The sequence below is a fragment of the Psychrobacter glaciei genome (assembly GCF_014652895.1).
GTDB lineage: Bacteria > Pseudomonadota > Gammaproteobacteria > Pseudomonadales > Moraxellaceae > Psychrobacter > Psychrobacter glaciei.
The window spans coordinates 119,947-136,834 of record NZ_BMZR01000004.1 but is presented as its reverse complement, the minus strand read 5'-3'; the positions used below and the strand labels follow the sequence as shown (position 1 = coordinate 136,834).

At 43.8% G+C, this 16,888-nt stretch carries 15 protein-coding genes and 1 pseudogene; 10 read left to right on the top strand and 6 right to left on the bottom strand.

Translation table 11 applies throughout. The annotated features are described in order from the left end of the window. The first annotated feature begins 406 nt into the window (after positions 1–406). The 7 genes from IE130_RS10495 to IE130_RS10465 all read left to right on the top strand — a co-directional run bounded on the left by IE130_RS10495 (position 407) and on the right by IE130_RS10465 (position 8,973). Positions 407–1,063 (top strand): YiaD family glycine zipper/OmpA-like lipoprotein, encoded by a 657-nt coding sequence (locus tag IE130_RS10495; RefSeq protein ID WP_189585567.1) that lies wholly within the window; start codon positions 407–409, stop codon positions 1,061–1,063. A gap of 289 nt (positions 1,064–1,352) precedes the next feature. Next, positions 1,353–2,801, top strand: a complete 1,449-nt coding sequence (locus IE130_RS10490; protein ID WP_189585565.1) for an imelysin family protein — start codon at positions 1,353–1,355, stop codon at positions 2,799–2,801. Positions 2,802–3,075: 274 nt separating this feature from the next. Next, on the top strand, positions 3,076–4,725 hold the full coding sequence (locus IE130_RS10485) for a di-heme oxidoreductase family protein (RefSeq protein WP_189585563.1): 1,650 nt from the start codon (positions 3,076–3,078) through the stop codon (positions 4,723–4,725). Between the two features lie 41 nt (positions 4,726–4,766). After that, entirely contained in the window at positions 4,767–5,915 is a 1,149-nt protein-coding gene (locus IE130_RS10480) for an imelysin family protein (RefSeq protein ID WP_189585561.1), read from the top strand. Positions 5,916–5,918: 3 nt separating this feature from the next. After that, a complete protein-coding gene (locus IE130_RS10475; protein ID WP_189585560.1) occupies positions 5,919–7,541 on the top strand; it encodes a DUF1513 domain-containing protein in 1,623 nt (540 codons plus the stop codon). A 22-nt stretch (positions 7,542–7,563) separates the two neighbouring features. Next, positions 7,564–8,226: a M48 family metallopeptidase gene (locus IE130_RS10470; protein ID WP_189585558.1), complete on the top strand. Its 663-nt coding sequence runs from the start codon at positions 7,564–7,566 to the stop codon at positions 8,224–8,226. A 144-nt stretch (positions 8,227–8,370) separates the two neighbouring features. Beyond that, positions 8,371–8,973, top strand: coding sequence for a methyltransferase domain-containing protein (locus IE130_RS10465; RefSeq protein ID WP_189585556.1), 603 nt, complete (start codon positions 8,371–8,373; stop codon positions 8,971–8,973). Here the strand turns inward: IE130_RS10465 and IE130_RS10460 are convergent. Both IE130_RS10460 and IE130_RS10455 read right to left on the bottom strand, forming a co-directional pair. Continuing rightward, the gene (locus tag IE130_RS10460; protein ID WP_189585554.1) at positions 8,954–9,622 is read right to left on the bottom strand and encodes an HD domain-containing protein; all 669 of its coding nucleotides are present in this window, start codon (positions 9,620–9,622) and stop codon (positions 8,954–8,956) included. The genes IE130_RS10465 and IE130_RS10460 overlap by 20 nt on opposite strands. Before the next feature lie 53 nt (positions 9,623–9,675). Then, the gene (locus IE130_RS10455) at positions 9,676–10,584 is read right to left on the bottom strand and encodes a hydrogen peroxide-inducible genes activator (RefSeq protein WP_189585552.1); all 909 of its coding nucleotides are present in this window, start codon (positions 10,582–10,584) and stop codon (positions 9,676–9,678) included. Positions 10,585–10,861: 277 nt separating this feature from the next. Between IE130_RS10455 and ahpC the strand changes: the two genes are divergently transcribed. Continuing rightward, a complete protein-coding gene (ahpC, locus tag IE130_RS10450; RefSeq protein ID WP_010201562.1) occupies positions 10,862–11,428 on the top strand; it encodes an alkyl hydroperoxide reductase subunit C in 567 nt (188 codons plus the stop codon). A 159-nt stretch (positions 11,429–11,587) separates the two neighbouring features. On the opposite strand, the gene IE130_RS10445 is transcribed toward ahpC, so the two are convergent. Next, complete coding sequence (locus IE130_RS10445; RefSeq protein ID WP_189585550.1) at positions 11,588–11,836, bottom strand: HP1242/YdcH family protein; 249 nt, start codon at positions 11,834–11,836, stop codon at positions 11,588–11,590. Positions 11,837–12,050: 214 nt separating this feature from the next. Next, entirely contained in the window at positions 12,051–12,299 is a 249-nt protein-coding gene (locus IE130_RS10440) for an HP1242/YdcH family protein (protein ID WP_010201558.1), read from the bottom strand. Positions 12,300–12,787: 488 nt separating this feature from the next. Here IE130_RS10440 and ahpF point away from each other — a divergent pair, with 488 nt between their 5' ends. Together ahpF and IE130_RS10430 are read left to right on the top strand one after the other, a co-directional pair. After that, positions 12,788–14,365 (top strand): alkyl hydroperoxide reductase subunit F, encoded by a 1,578-nt coding sequence (ahpF, locus tag IE130_RS10435; RefSeq protein ID WP_189585548.1) that lies wholly within the window; start codon positions 12,788–12,790, stop codon positions 14,363–14,365. Between the two features lie 257 nt (positions 14,366–14,622). Then, positions 14,623–16,071, top strand: a complete 1,449-nt coding sequence (locus IE130_RS10430) for an alanine/glycine:cation symporter family protein (RefSeq protein ID WP_189585546.1) — start codon at positions 14,623–14,625, stop codon at positions 16,069–16,071. Positions 16,072–16,145: 74 nt separating this feature from the next. Here IE130_RS10430 and IE130_RS14460 read toward each other — a convergent pair. Both IE130_RS14460 and IE130_RS14245 read right to left on the bottom strand, forming a co-directional pair. Further along, a pseudogene (locus IE130_RS14460) lies at positions 16,146–16,364 on the bottom strand (glutathione S-transferase family protein); the annotation flags it as partial. Between the two features lie 44 nt (positions 16,365–16,408). Next, positions 16,409–16,888, bottom strand: coding sequence for a glutathione S-transferase (locus IE130_RS14245; protein ID WP_227676199.1), 480 nt, complete (start codon positions 16,886–16,888; stop codon positions 16,409–16,411).

Sequence of the window (16,888 nt, the reverse complement as noted above, 5' to 3'; positions counted from 1 at the left end):
TATCGATATTGTTGATATATAAACACTCCATTTCTGAAGTCGTTATTTCCAAAATTTTTGGCGGTTTTATAGGGTTGAAATCGCGCTATATGTTTAGTGGTGTTATTAGCGCTGCTTCACGGTCAACTTTATTGCATGATTTTAACAGAAATTATTCATAGTGTACGACTGTAAACGTGACTTGCCATGTCTGGCCTAGCAGAGATGGATAATACAAAGGAGAAGAGTGCAAACCCTCCTGCACTTCTCATACATAGATGTGACAAAATATTACACATAAATAGATGGTAATTGCCATAATAATAACGAACGAAAGTAAGCACCTAAATAAGATTCATAAATAATCTTTATAAAAAGCACAGCTTAACAAAGCACAATTTTAATTTAATACTTAAGAGGAAATATTATGCGTAATACATTAATGATTGCCGCAGTCGCATCTGGTTTAGCACTTAGTGGTTGTGCTACTGATCCAAACACTGGACAACAGCGCTTGAACAAAACTGCTATTGGTACATTGGCAGGTGCTTTAGGTGGTGCAACCATCTCTAAAGCAACTGGTGGCGACAAAACTGGCCGTGATGCAGCTATTGGTGCCGCATTGGGCGCTGGTGTTGGTTATTACATGGAGCGTCAAGCTAAGCAGCTTGAGCAACAGATGGCTGGTACAGGTGTAACGGTTGAGCAAAACCCAACGACTGGTAACATCGACTTAGTTATGCCAGGCAGCATCACCTTCTCATTTGATGATGCTACGTTGAGCTCATCGTTCAAGCCAACACTTGATAAACTTGCTTCAACGATGAACCAGTACAACAAAACATCAGTTAACATTGCTGGTCATACCGATAGTAAAGGTTCAACGTCATATAACATGGGTCTATCACGTGATCGTGCTTACTCAGTGGCTAACTATCTGACTGCTCGTGGTGTTGCTTCTAACCGTGTCAACGTTGTTGCTTATGGCGAATCACGCCCAGTAGCTGATAACAACACTGATTATGGTCGTCAGCAAAACCGCCGTGTTGAGCTAACCATTAACTCACCACAAAGCGTAAACTAATAAATGATTTGATAACCATTAATTTTAGACGCTTACAGTAAAAATAGTGCAAAAAAGGTCAGCAATACGCTGGCCTTTTTTTGGGCTTAGAATTTGATAAGGCAACTTCTGATCAACGGTAAGACCCAATCCTTAAATTATATTTGATAATAGTTATCAATAACATTATAATTCGCAAATATTTGAATATTTCAGCAATAGTAATGACAGTGTTTAGCAACTATGACCCTATACATCAGTCATTTATTGTACTTGCCTTTTTTTATAATGTATCTCATCGAGGACGTGTATGAATATGACCACAGTGACGAACCGTAAAATTTTACCGACTACTTTAGCCGCTGCGCTTGCAGGGATACTGCTGGTATCGGGTTGTACCAAGCAAGCCAATGACGATACCGCCACTGATGCACAAACAGAGGTACAAAATACAGACGCTGCCAATAATAGAACCACATCAGGCGCAGAGCAAGCCAATATCGATCGCTTGGCACTTAGCTATGTAAATATGGCTCATGCTGCCTATAAAGATTCATTAGGCACCGCAAAGACTTTGCAGACAGCAGTGAATGCTTATGTAGATGCGCCAACTGAAGCGAACCTTGAAGCGGCAAAAGCTGCCTATAAAGCGGCGCGTCAGCCTTACTCACAGACTGAAGTGTTCCGTTTTGATGAAGCATTTGTGAGCGCTGATGACCAGCGTGAGATTGGTAGCGTTGATGGCTGGGAAGGACAGGTCAATGCATGGCCGCTCGATGAAGCGCTCATTGATTACGTCAGCGATGATTACGAAGGTGAATACAACAGTCAAGACAATATCATCAATAGTGATAGCATTGCCGTCGGTAGCATTAAGCAAGATACCAGCACGATTACACCGCAACTTTTAGCAGACATGAATGAAATCGGTGGTAGCGAAGCCAACGTGACGACCGGCTATCATGCGATCGAGTTTATGCTATGGGGACAAGATACCAACGGCGTCGGTGAGGGTGCAGGCAACCGTCCGATTAGTGATTACAATACCACCGATGGCGAATGTACTAGTGGTGAAAGCGCCAATACCGATGCAAGCATTTGTGAGCGTCGCGGCGAATTCTTAAAGGCCGCTGCGCAGTTATTGGTTGATGATTTGACCGCGATGGAAGCCCAGTGGCAGCCTGACAGTGAGCATACCTTACGCAGCGATATGATAGCGCGTAAAGATAACAATGGCCTGCGCCAGATTATGTATCAGATGGGCAGCTTGGCATTTGGCGAGTTGGCCTCTCAGCGTATGCAGGTCGCCTTCGTCACGGGATCTACCGAAGACGAACATGAATGCTTTAGTGACTTGACCCATCTGAGCTACGCCAATAATGCTCGCGGCATTCAGAATGTCTTTAATGGCAGCTACAAGACCCTCGCGGATAAAACCGTTGGTGGCTATGGCGTGAAGAACTACCTGATTGATACGGGTCATCAGGATGTTGCTGATAAGCTGGCTGCTGACTTTAGTAAAGTAGAAAGTGATTTTAATATCATCGTCGAAAAAGGCGAAAAAGAAGGTATTAAGATTGATCAAATGATCGCGACCGTTGGTCAAGCAAGCAAACAAGGTATCTCTGCTGAAGAGCAAAATGCTCGTCGTGGTTGGATCGAGACTGCCATTACCAGCTTGCAGGAATTGACGACTGGTATCGAAAGCGCGGCAAAAGCGGTTGGTATTGATAATCTAGATGCTGATGCGGGTTCATAGTTTTAAGCTAGGCTGTTTATACGCTTACTAGCGTCAGTTGTATTCATTTATAATGCCTGATAAGTCGCTATAAGTGAATGAGAATTATTTTCATAAGAAAGTAATTTATGTATAATACACACGTTGTCAATCTCGGTTGGCAATGTGTTTTTTTATGCCCTATTAAAATAACGCTACCAGCCAGCTTTCTTACAGTTGTACCCTGTTGACTGTAACGACATATTGTTATGGTGCGCGATTTTGATGGTTCTATACTAGCGCTAAGGCAATGCTTATGAACGCCATTTCTGCCACGAAAGACAAACTATCTATGTCTCTTCATACCTCTTTATTGTCTAAAAATACACCGTTAAAGCTTGCGCTTAGTGCTCTCTGCGTCTTGTCACTTACGGCTTGTCAGCCAACTGACAGCTCATCCGCTAATAAGAATGACGTCAATGCTGATAAGCAGGATAAAACCTTGTCTGCTGAACGCAGTCAAAATATCGAAGCGCTGGCTGGGGTGCCCATGCAGCAGCTTGCCTCCTTTGACCGGCAAGAGATTAAGCAAGGCGGTGATAGCGGTATTAGTATTACCAGTGCTGAGAGTTACTCAAAACCTTCATCAAACCTCACCGCCTTACGCAAAGGTTCTTTTTTCATTGGTAATGCGTTTTTTCAACAACCGTGGGTGATTGCCCCTGCTAGCACGGACAGCCGTGACGGTCTTGGCGCGTTATTCAATGTCGCCGCCTGCCAATCATGCCATGTCAAAGATGGTCGTGGTCACGCGCCGATGAGCAGCAAGGACGATGCTGATAGTTTATTAATACGTCTGTCTATGCCAGCGACAACGGATGAGCAGCGTCAGCAATTGCAGGATTCCCTGATCGAAAAAGTGGTGCATCCTATGTATGGCGGTCAGCTACAAGATCGCGGTATTCAGGGCGTACCGGCTGAAGCGCGAATTGCGGTACAGTGGACCGATATGCCAGTTACCTTTGCCGATGGTTATGTCGAAACCCTACGTGCGCCTATCTTTAAGTTGACCAAACCCGGCTATGGGGCGTTTGATAATGAAATGATGGTATCACCGCGAGTGGCTTTACCAATGATTGGGCTTGGGCTCTTAGAGCAAATACCTGACGATGATATCAAAAAACAAGCGATTAATAACAATAGTACTAGCGACATCAGTGGCAAGTTTAACTGGGTGATGGATCCACAAACTGGCAAGCATGCGCTTGGTCGTTTTGGCTGGAAAGCTGGTCAAACTAAGCTGATTACACAAAACCAAAGTGCCTTTAATGAAGATATGGGGCTGACCTCAAACATTCGTCCTCATGAATCCTGCATGCCAAGCCAAACCGCTTGTATTAACGCGACTACTGGCGCTGATGAGCAAGGTAACGGTAAGCTGCCCGTCGAAGTGAATGATGAAATAGCCAAGTTTGTAGAATTTTATACGCGGAATTTAGCCGTGCCACATCGTCGCAATGCCAACGATAAGCTGGTACTGGCTGGTAAAAAACGTTTTTATGATATGGGTTGTCAAAGTTGCCATACGCCAAGATATCAGTTGCCAAAAACCGATGACGATCATCTTGAGCAGCATGGACAAGTCATTTATCCTTATACGGATTTGCTGCTGCATGATATGGGCGATGCGCTTGCCGATCGCACGATAGCGGGCAAACTACCAGCAAAAGATGCGCAAGTTGAATTTTTGGCCAACTCATACGAGTGGCGTACTCCTGCATTGTGGGGAATTGGTCTGGCTCAAACCGTCGATCCACAAGCGACCTTTTTACATGATGGTCGCGCGCGTACGCTGATGGAAGCAGTGCTATGGCATGGCGGTGAAGCAGAAAACCAACGCCAAAAAGTGTTGAAATTAGATAAGCAAGGACGCGCTGAATTAAACGCCTTCTTAAAATCATTATAAAAATGATATAAATTATTACTTATCCCATTACCGAGAAACTTATGAAAATAAATCCTGCATTAGCAATGGCGTTATCGGCACTGAGTGCTGGATTACTCATCAGTTGTGTCAAGCCTGCCGATGAGAATAAAAAAGCAGAGGTGGATAGCCAAGCCGTCGCGCAAGATGGCGCTGCTTCAAACAGTACGGCCGCCGATAGCGCGAATGACGAACAGATAGTCGCCATAGATATCAGCGCGGAGACCGAAAAAACCTATCTGACCCATGTGGCTGAAGACATTGTCATTCCAGCTTATGCAGATGCGGCGAAGCAAAGTGGTTTGTTACATGATTTGGCACAGAAGCATTGTCAGCAAGCGCCTGTCAGCGGTGATGAATTGCAAGCGTTGCGTGCTCAGTGGCTGGTGCTGGCGCAAGCATGGGCGAGTGCTGAGATGATCAACTTCGGTCCTGCGACTGCTAGTATGAGCAACTTGTACATCAATTATTACCCTGACGAGCGCGGTCTGGTGCATAGTGGTGTTGCAGAGCTAATCGCGGCCAATCCAAAACTAACCCCAGAGCAGCTCGCTAACGAAAGTGCTATTGTGCAAGGCGTACCAGGTCTGGAAGAGGCGCTATTTACCAATGACAGCTTGAATGCTGCTCAATGTGCTTATGTAGTCAGCGCCAGCGCGGCACTAAGCACGCGATTAAAAGACATCGAAAGTAACTGGCAGCAGAACGCCACGACTTTACTGGCGATTGATAAAACGGCTGATAGCGATCAAGGTTTGAACCAGTGGTTTAACGCTTTATTGTCATTGATTGAGACGATGAAGACCAATGCTATTGATGAACCATTAGGTCTCACAGGCAAAGCCAAGGGTCATCTGCCTGCTGCTACTGCTGGACAAAGCCGCGCTATTATCAATGCTAAGTTGGCTACCTTGAATAAAACGCTGACTGACCCGGTATTGACGGCCATTCTTGGTAGCAATGATGAGAATGCTATTGCGGCCAGTCTATCAAGCGAGCTGGCTGATACCACCACGCTATTGGCGCAGATGCCAGAGGATTTAGCGACTGCCGATAAAGCCAAACAGCAAGAATTGTTTGATCATTTTACGACCATTACCCGCCTGATGAAACGCCAATTGATTCCGACCCTCGGCATCCGTGTTGGCTTTAACAGCAATGATGGCGATTAAGTCATGCAAACCTCTGAAGCCCATACAGCTGCGATAGCTAAATCTCATAGCGCGTCATCTAAAGCAGCGCCTAAACCGGCAAACAAGCGCTCAAATCATGAGCAGCTGGTGACGTCGGCTTTGACCACGCTTGGTAGTGTATTGGGAACGGCGGCATTGATTGGTATCCATCATCACTATCGCAAGCAGCATCAGCCTGAAGCAAAGTTGCAAGATTATGTGTCGGGTGTGCGTTCTCAGCTGCATACATTGCAAGCATCGTCCAAGCCACAGCTAACCCGTTTTCGCTACGCCTATCAGCACGCGTCTGCTGCGTGGCAACAGGCTTATCATAATGATATCGATGATAGAAATCATGATACTAAAAATACCGTGACTGACCTGACGGCAATGCATAGCACCGTTATGCTGGCGCGTCCAGTATGCTGGGTCAGTGGCGTGGCATCCATGCCAAAAAACCTATCATTGATAAATGACGATAACAGTCATGATGACAATAATGATGAAAATGGTTTTGGTGTGGTCGGCATCGATGCAGACCGACAAATCGTTTGGCAGACGACCATGCCTGAGCGTGTCCACGATATTGTTGTCCAGCCAATCCTTAATATTCAAAATAGACAAAACAATCAAAACAGATCAAACACTCATAACCGTCAACGTGATGTCGTGGTGCTGGGTCGCCGCCCCAGTGAAAGTTTTTGGGTATTAGACACAGCGACAGGGCAAGTGAAGTTTGCTATAAAAGCGGCTGATAATCGCCATTACTATGGGCATGCTTGCTACAGTTTGGATGGCTCAAAGCTATACGTCACTGAGAATGATACGATAAGCTTGGCGGGTAAAATTGGTATCTACGATGCTCATGATAACTATAATAAAATAACCGAATTTGACTCGCACGGTATTGGGCCACATGAGCTGATTATGCATCCAGATGGCGAGACGCTGGTCATCGCTAATGGCGGTATCAAAACCGAACAAGCCTCTCGTGAAGAGCTGAATCTCGATACCATGCGTCCATCGCTGACTTATCTGAGTCGTCATGACGGGACGCTGCTTGAGCAAATTATCCCTGAACACAATCAGATGAGTGTGCGTCATTTGGCCATACATGATGATGGTACGGTGATGATTGGTATTCAATTCCAAGGTGAAAAACATATCAATGTGCCGTTAGTGCTGACCCATCATCGCGGTGATCCTGACTTTAAACCATTGGTTATGCCCAATAATCAATGGCAATGCTTCCATCAATATATTGCCAGTGTGGCGGTTGATAGTCAGCGCAATCTGTTATGTGTGACCACACCGATTGGCGGTTGTGCAGCGATTTATGATTTAAACACACGCATGCTGATTGATGCTGTGCGTTTGCCGGATTGTGCAGGCGCTTCGCTAATAGCTAGTCAGTTCACTGGTCAAACTAAAAGTAATCATGGAGAGTCAGGTTTTATCGTCAGCGATGGACACGGGAAACTGACCAGACTACGTGTCAATACTCTATCAGTAGAAACATCGGGTGTAGCAGAATCAAATTCAAAACATACTGCCGACATTATGGTGCAGGACAGTCAAATACATAATATGTCTTTTGACAATCATTTGCAGGCAGTCTTAGCATAAGCGGTACAGGGGAGACATCACGATGCCGCAACAGAGTACGTCGCTCTTATTAGATATGGCGAGACAACAGCTGGTACAAGCGGGTATTGTGCTGCACGTGACCAAAAAGCGCGTCAAAAATATCAATTTTCGCCTAAAGCCTTATGCGCTCATGGTCTCTGTACCGATGTCTATCAGCCCCAGCCAAATCGCCCAAGCTGTCGACAAGCGCGTATCATGGGCGCTAGACAACCATCCGCAAGTGTTAGCGCGTTATCATCACAAGCAAACCCCGAAACCCAAAGCGTCAACCTCGGATAGCCCCGTGCTCTTATGGGGCATCGAACAATCATTGAGGCTAAATCACGATGAAAAAATCGCTTATTATCGGCAACAACTTACTGAAGTAAATCCAGCACTATTTGCCAAGTGGCAACCAATAGTCGGTGCTACTGCTAATGAAGTTCGACTGAAAAAAATGCATACGCGCTGGGGCAGTTGTAATACTCGTGCGCGTCGAATTTGGTTATCCGTATATCTTCCTGCTTACCCGATTGAATGCACCGAATACGTCATTGTCCATGAGCTGTGTCATTTGCATCATGCCAATCACAGCAAGGCGTTTTGGCAAACGGTAGCGGCAGCGATGCCGGATTATCAGCAGTGGCACGATATGCTAGCAGGCAAGTCGGGTCAGCTGGATTAAACGCCTCACACAAATGATATAAAGGCATTCGTTAACCCTAACATACCTGCTATGATAAGCGCTCACGTCGCAGTATATAGCGTATCATTCAAATAATAGAGTGATAGATATATTGTAGATGCATGGTATATACAGGGATATCATATGGACAACGTCAATCAAGCCGAATTTTGGCAGCAGCGTTATGAGACTGGTAGCATACAGTGGGATATGGGACAGGTGTCACCACCGCTAAAAGCTTACATCGATCAACTGCCTGCGTCTGCTAAAGATCAGGCTATTCTAGTGCCAGGGGCAGGCAATGCCTATGAGGTTGGCTATCTACACGAGCAGGGTTTTACCAATGTCACGTTGGTTGACTTTGCGCCTGCACCGATTGATGCATTTGCAGAGCGCTATCCTGATTTCCCAGCGGCGCACCTGATTTGTGCAGATTTTTTTAATTTATCACCTGAGCAGCATCAATTTGATTGGGTGCTTGAGCAGACGTTTTTTTGTGCGATAAATCCGTCACGTCGTGATGAATATGTCGAGCAGATGGCAGCCTTATTAAAGCCGCAAGGCAAACTGGTTGGCCTGCTTTTCAATGTGGATTTTGGCCGTGATGAACCACCTTTTGGTGGCACAAAAGATGAATATCAGCAGCGTTTTGAGCAGTGTTTTGATATAGAGATGATGGAAGCCAGCTATAACTCGCATCCTGCACGTCAAGGTAGTGAGTTATTTATCAAGCTGCAAGCGAAGTAAGCTCACGCTTGATATTATCTCGCGCTTGCTTTTCTAACCGTTCAAAGTAATAATCGGTCAAATACAGTCTTGGATGCGCCAACAATCCTTTTAACACCGCTGTTCGTCCGATACAGTAATCGGTAGCTGGCACGTGTGCATACTCTTTACGTACCGCAGATGCGTACGCTTCATATTCAGACCATGCAGCACCCAAAACGCTCAAATCCATATCTAGTAAATATGCTGCATCGCTGCACTTATCATCGTCTGCTAATGCATCAAGTTGATGGGTAGCCGTCATCATGATAAGTGCATAGATATGTTGGCATTGTTCCGCGCTCAAATATTTCTGCAACGCTTCCACCGCATAGTCTGCACTTTTAAGCTCATTATCTGCCCGTGTTGGCTCGTATATCACATCGTGATAATGCAGCGCTAAGGCGATAATATGGGGTTCATAAAGGTTGTGCTTAACTTGCTCAAACTGCGCAAACAACTGCTTAATGTGGTGCAGGGTGTGATAAGCGCGATGGGCTTCGTTATAACGGGTAGCGGCAGCTTGCCAAAGCATCTCTACCTCTACTCGATCAATATCATTAGCGATGGCAGACAAGTGCATGGCGAAATGCTGACCAAGGTCGGACGTTACGTGCGAAACATCGTTCATATTCATACTCAATTGTCTGAGTTACTTAGCGCCTCACAATCCTAATAGTCAACTTAGTCCTGATGAGCTGCATCTTCAAAGGCCTGTTTAAATACCTTGCCCAGTAAATTTACATCGTCGACACGCGCATAATTTAAGCGGGTGACAAAGGCGATGTGGCGATGTGGGCCTTTTTCTGCCAATGGCACCGCGACGGCATTTTGGTTTTGCAGATGCAATTGATCCAGCGCCATCTCAGGTACTAAGGTCGTACCCATATTAGCGAGTGCCATCTGAATAAGCGTGTTTAAGCTAGCGTCAGAAAAGCTCGATTTCATTTGCGCCCGATCAAAATGACAAACCGATAGCGTCTGATCGGTCAGGCAATGTCCTTCACCCAGCAGCATGAGATTGGCAGTAGCGAGATCCTCAGAATCAATGGTGTCAAGCTTGGCATGAATATCGTCTTTTGGAAATACTGCGAAGAAGTCTTCACTCCAAAATTCAAAACTGTGCAAGCCGTCTACGGCATAGGGTAGCGCAATGATTGCTGTGTCAATATGACCGTAACGCACTTGCTCAAGCAAGCGTTCGGTTTGTTGCTCAACGATGGTCATGCGAAATTCTGGATAATTGGCTCGCAGTGCAGGCAGGACTTTTGGCAGCAAGTAAGGAGCAATCGTTGGAATAATACCCACGGTCATCGGGTAGGCAAGCGGCGTTTGATGACTGTGCGCACGGGTGGTCAAGTCGCTCACTTCAGAGAATACACGCTGCGCCCGCGTCAGGATATCTTGCCCAATAGGAGTGATAAGCACTTGTTTGTTATTACGCTCAAAAATCTGTGTGTCTAGTTGCTTTTCTAATTCTGCGATACCTAAGCTCAGCGCAGACTGCGAAATATTACAATCTTCTGCTGCTCGTTTGAAATGGCGGTGTTTAGCGACTGCTAAGGCAAATTCAAGTTGACGTAAGGTAATCATAAGACCTCTTTTTTGGTTGTTTTTCACGCAAATGACGATACTTATGCATCTTGGTCATTATCGAAATTTACCGATAGCACACTGATGACATGAAGTAGATAGAATAGTTTAACAAGTTTAATAAAACAAAACATCACATTAAAAACTTTTAACTGGATTAACCATAGAATTCGCGTATAGTTTGTCAGGTAGCCCAGATAGTTCAAGGCTTAACAGAAACAATCAAATAAATAAGCACCATTAAATTAATTACACTTAATCAAAAAAGGAGCCAATCATGGCGTCTATTATCAATCAAGAAATCCCAGAATTTTCAGCAGATGCATATGTAAACGGTGAGTTCAAAACCATCACTTCAGAAGATGTAAAAGGTAACTGGGCGATCTTCTTATTCTACCCAGCTGATTTTACTTTTGTTTGCCCAACTGAGCTTGAAGACATGGCAAACCATTACGAAGAGCTACAAGGTTTGGGCGTAGAAGTATACTCAGTATCGACTGACACTCATTTCACGCATAAAGCATGGCATGATTCTTCAGACGCAATCGGTAAAGTAAATTACCCAATGATCGGCGATCCTACTGGTAAAATCACTCGTGGTTTTAACGTGATGATCGAAGAAGCAGGTCTAGCTGAGCGCGGTACTTTCTTAATCGATCCAGACGGTTTGATTCAGGTTGCTGAGATTCATGCTGGCGGTATTGGCCGTAGCGCAAAAGACATGCTGCGTAAAGTAAAAGCGGCACAATATGTCCGTGAAAACGATGGCGAAGTTTGTCCAGCAGCTTGGGAACAAGGTGGCGATACATTGAAGCCAAGTCTTGACCTAGTTGGTAAAATCTAAGTAGTTATCCAACTATTTAGCGAGACGTAGCGCTGTTTTCATTACTTTCTTAATTTGAACCAGCGCTATAAAAAGACCCCATCAGCCTACGTTGATGGGGTCTTTTTATATCTTAAGCTAAAGGTCTATTAGTGTTATTTATCGGTTATAAATGAACGATTACGCTTGAGATTGTACTTTATTCTTATCTATGGTTTTGTAAATCTCATCTTTGAGCTGTAGCTTGCGCCGCTTCATTTGTTCGATTTCTTCATCGCGGCTGGCGTGTTTGACCACGTCATTCTCAAGCTTATCAATTTGCCTGTCCAGTATAGTATGTTCATCGAAGATACTCGCAAAGTGCGCATCTTTTTGCTTGAGCTCATCGATGATGTCGCTGTGATCTTGCCATTTATCAGTCATGGTCATGTTGTCATCCTTGTTATTTAGCGTGTGCTTAGCATAAGCAGTGACGCGTTGTGGTTAAGACAGATTATGATTGTGAGACTTGTTGATTATAAAATTAAGATTTATAAAACTAAATGTAAGAAATTTTTAGCAGTAATTTTGGGGTGTATCCTCGATTTGAACGAAAGTGCTCAGATAGGATAAAAATGAGGACACACCCCTAATAAATGAAGCATTAAGCGTGAGATTGTGTTTTGTTTTTATCGATTATCTTATAAATTTCATCTTTAAGGTGTAGTTTTCGACGCTTCATCTGTTCTATTTCATCATCACAGCTGCTATGTTTTATCAAATCCTTTTCGAGATAATTGATCTTCTCATCCAGCTGAGTATGCTCAGCAAAAATACTCGCAAAATGGCTGTCTTTTTGCTTGAGTTCAGCGATAATTTCTTTGTTATCTAGCCTTGTATCAGTCTTTCTCATCTGGTCATCCTTGTTATGAAGCGCAAGCTAACGATCAGCATCAGCGCATTGTCGTTAAGATTTATGATTGTGAGACTTGATTATTACTCAACCAAACCGCTATTAAACTCAATAGTGATAAGGCTTAATACAAGCAGAAATAGCCTTTGATAAACACGCATAAAAGCCAATCTTCCGCTAGGAAACAGGAATTATTCCTATTGCTCTTATTCGATTGTAGCGAAAAAATCATCTTGATACTATGATAATAATCCTCTTATAAGTTTAAATTTAATTATAAATAACAATTAATGATTGGTTTTATAAAACATAAGGTTTGGGTTTCTCAGCTTGCTCAAATCTATGAAACCTATGATAATAGGGACATCAAAAGGCACAAGCCTTATCCAAATAACACTTTAAACGATATCACTTACCATAGATTTTCCATCTTTAAACGTGCAACTGCTTAGTTGCCGTTACATATTAAATAATAATGAGGAACAAACATGATAGATCAAAGTTTATTAGATGCCATCAAGAGCTATAGCGAAAACATGACCCGTCCAATTACCTTTGTCTTAGGTAATGGTACGCATGAAAAGCGGGCAGAGTTGATTGACTTTTTGACCAAAATCGCTGGTACGACTGACAAAATCAATTTTGATGCAGAAGCGATTGATGAGAGCTTGCCTAGTGCGATTAGTTTTAAAGTCGTCAGTCATGTTGATGGCGATTTGGCTGATACTGGTATCGTCTTTAGCGGTATTCCTGGTGGTCATGAGTTTACCTCGCTTATCTTGGCAATTTTGCAAGCGGGTGGTCATACGCTAAAACTGGACGAAGGTATTCAAAAGTTAGTCAAACGCTTTAATAAGCCATTACAATTCCAGACCTATGTGTCGCTATCGTGCCATAGCTGCCCAGAAGTGGTACAAGCGTTGAACCAATTTGCCTTATTGAATGACGACATCAGTAATGAGATGATCGACGGTGCATTATTCCAAGAGCAAGTAGAAGCGAATAACATCCAAGGAGTTCCAGCGGTATTTTTAAACGGTAAGCCGTTTGCTAATGGACTAATTGATACGGCTAAGTTGATCGGAAAATTGCAAGAGCAGTTCCCTGACTTGTTGTCAGAAGTGGAAGATGACACTGAGCAATTAGAACAACAGGATGTCACTATCATTGGCGCTGGTCCTGCTGGGGTCGCTGCTGCCATTTATACCGCGCGTAAAGGTCTAAAAGTGACCATGGTCGCTGATCGAATCGGTGGACAGGTCAAAGATACGCAAGATATCGAAAACTTGATTTCTGTACCATTGACGACAGGTACACATCTATCAGCAGACTTCGTCAAACATTTAGGCGAATACAACATCACGCTAAAAGAGCACGTCAGCGTTAAAGAAATCGGCGAGACATCGGAAGAAAACTATAGTATTCATCTAAATACGGGTGAGACTTTTGAGACGCGCAGTATTATCTTAGCGACGGGTGCCCAATGGCGCAAGCTTGGTGTACCAGGTGAAGAAGAGAATATTGGTAAAGGCGTGGCTTTCTGTGCCCACTGTGACGGCCCGTTCTTTAAAGGTAAAGAGATCTCTGTCATCGGTGGCGGTAACTCTGGTGTCGAAGCGGCGTTAGACCTTGCCGGTATTGTGAAGCATGTGACCGTGCTTGAGTTCGCTGATGAGCTAAAAGCGGATCAGGTATTGATCAACAAAGCCAAAGAGAGATCAAACATCGAGTTCATCACTGGGGCGGCGACCAAAGAGATTAAGGCCACTGATGGTAAAGTCAGCTCCATCGTCTTTGAAGATCGCAAAACAGGTGAAACCCATGAGCGTGATTTGTCCGGTGTCTTTGTACAGATTGGCTTAGTACCCAATACTAGCTTTGTCAAAGGCTTCGTGGATTTAAACCGCTTTGGTGAAATTGAGATTGATGAGCGCTGCCGTACGGATCGCAAAGGTATCTTTGCTTGTGGTGACGTCACGACTGTGCCATTTAAGCAGATTAACATCGCGATGGGTGAGGGTAGTAAAGCAGCATTGTCAGCGTTTGAATACTTGGTTATGCAGTAAGTTTGAAATTAGTTTGAATTTGAAAAGCCACCTCTTTTGAGGTGGTTTTTTTGTGCTATCGTATAAATACGTCTATATAGAACAAATCCTAATATTTAGAAAATGATCATTTAAGTAAACCAATAACGCGATTTTTCTCAGAAAATATCAGTATTTACGTTACAAACTCGACATTTGCATTACAAAATCGTGTTGTTGATGCAATAATGAGCTCAATAAAACCTATCATATGATCATGAACTATAAGGAAAATAGGCATGGAATATATTGAAGCTTTTTTTGCTCTAGTCGGGGATCTAACGTGGGGCTGGGCACTTATCCCTATGTTGGTTATTTTTGGTTTATTATTTACCATCGTGGGTAGATTTGCCCAGTTTAGATATTTTAAACGTATGTTCCGTGTATTTAAAACGGATGAGGTAGGAGACGACGGAATTTCTGCCCGTCAGGCGTTGCTCGTTTCTATTGGTGGACGTGTTGGCGGCGGTAACATTGCTGGCGTTGCGGTTGCAATCTCTTTAGGGGGTCCGGGAGCGGTATTCTGGATGTGGGTTGTAGCCCTTATTGGTATGATGACTAGCATTGTTGAGTGTAGCTTAGCCCAGCTTTACAAGCGTAGAGATACTGATGGTAACTTTCGCGGTGGCCCTGCGACCTATATTTTACATGGCTTAGGTAAAGACTATCGCTGGCTCGCCATCATCTATGCGATCTCGCTACTACTGTCTTTTTCTATCGGGTTTGTGGCGTTCCAAGGCAATACGGTGGCAGGATCTGCTCTTGAAAGTTTTGGGATTGACCGCTGGATAACAGGTGTGGTACTGGTGATTGCAGGTGGATTCATTGTCTTTGGCGGTATTCAGCGCATTGCTAAAGTGGCCGACGTTGTCATTCCTGTTATGGCATTAATTTATATCAGTATGGCACTTATTATTATTGCATTTAATTTCACAGAATTGCCTGCATTAATAGTAATGATTGTCAAAAATGCTTTTGGCATTGAATCTGTCGTGGGCGGTGGTATTGGTGTGGCGATTGAGCAAGGCATGAAGCGTGGTTTATTCTCTAATGAAGCAGGTCTGGGTTCTGCACCTAATATCGCTGCCACTGCTTATGCCACTCATCCTGTGAGTCAAGGTATCTCGCAGTCATTATCTGTGTTCATTGACACGTTAGTCGTATGTAGTGCCACAGCATTTATGATTTTACTGAGCGGTGTCTATCAGCCAGGTGCTGAAGTTGATGGTATCGTACTGGCACAGCAAGCGCTAACGACCCAGCTTGGAGATTGGGCGCAGTATATCCTGACCATATCGATATTGTTATTTGCCTTAAGCTCTATCATGTATAACTATTATATGGGTGAAAATGCCATTAACTTTTTGGTCAAAAAGAATATCAAAATGGCGACTCTGATTTTACGAATTGTCGTGATTGCGATATTATTTTTGGGCGCAGTGGCTCCTGCAGCTACTACAGTATTCTTCTTCGCTGATCCGTTGATGGGCGTGCTAGCACTAGCAAACTTATTGGCCTTGATAATGTTGTTTCCGCGAGCCAAGCGTCTACTTGACGACTTTGCAAGTCAATTAAAATCAGGGGTTAAAGAGCCGTTATTCGATGCACAAGAGTATGAAAAGTTGGACCTCGATCTGAGCGCATGGGGTAAAAAAGCGGTAAAAGAAGCGTTAGACCAAAAGCAGTAGTACACGTACGCTTTATTTATCATGAAAGAAAAAACCACTTTAACTGAGTTAAAGTGGTTTTTTTATGCAAGATACTATTTATTCGCCAAAATGCCAACTACCGAGAGTATCTCAACTGCTTCATCTTCTTTGATTACGCGTGTCTCTTTTAAAGCTGAACCGATCCAAGCTTGTATGTGAGGGTTGTTTAACATCGTTTCACAGTACTGTTTAGTCGTCGGCTTTAATTCTATGCTGGAGGCATCAGTATAAGTCTGCAAGCGTAGCACTACAGGCGCAAAAAAAGCATCGGCAGCCGTGAATTGACCAAAAAGGTAGCTGTCTTTTGAGCGATTTTTTAAGCAATCTGCAAAATCTCTTCGATACGAGCAATGTCAGTTAAGCAGGTATTGCTTGGTTGTATCTTCGCAGTCGCTCTGATATTCATCGGCATCTCATTACGAATACCCGTTAGACCAGAATGCATCTCAGCGACGATGCTTTGGCAATAGGCGCTATTTATTCTGATGCTAGTATTGCTTTTAGTCTCAGACTTACTCAGTCCTGTCCAAACATCTATGTCGATAAAATAATCATTGATATGCATGGTAATCGCTAAGGTATCCCAAACCGTAACCTTGTCATCATTTTCACCATAAACCAAAACGGGCACTTTGCCTGTTGGCGCATGCTCATCGAGAATTGATGTTGCTGAAGGATGAAACAACTCAATAAGTTGCTCATCAAAATCAACATTGAATGCTTTGAGCAACAGCCACGCTCGTAGCGACCAAGATGAGTAGTTTTTATTACCGATGATGAGAAGTGGTTTTTGCAT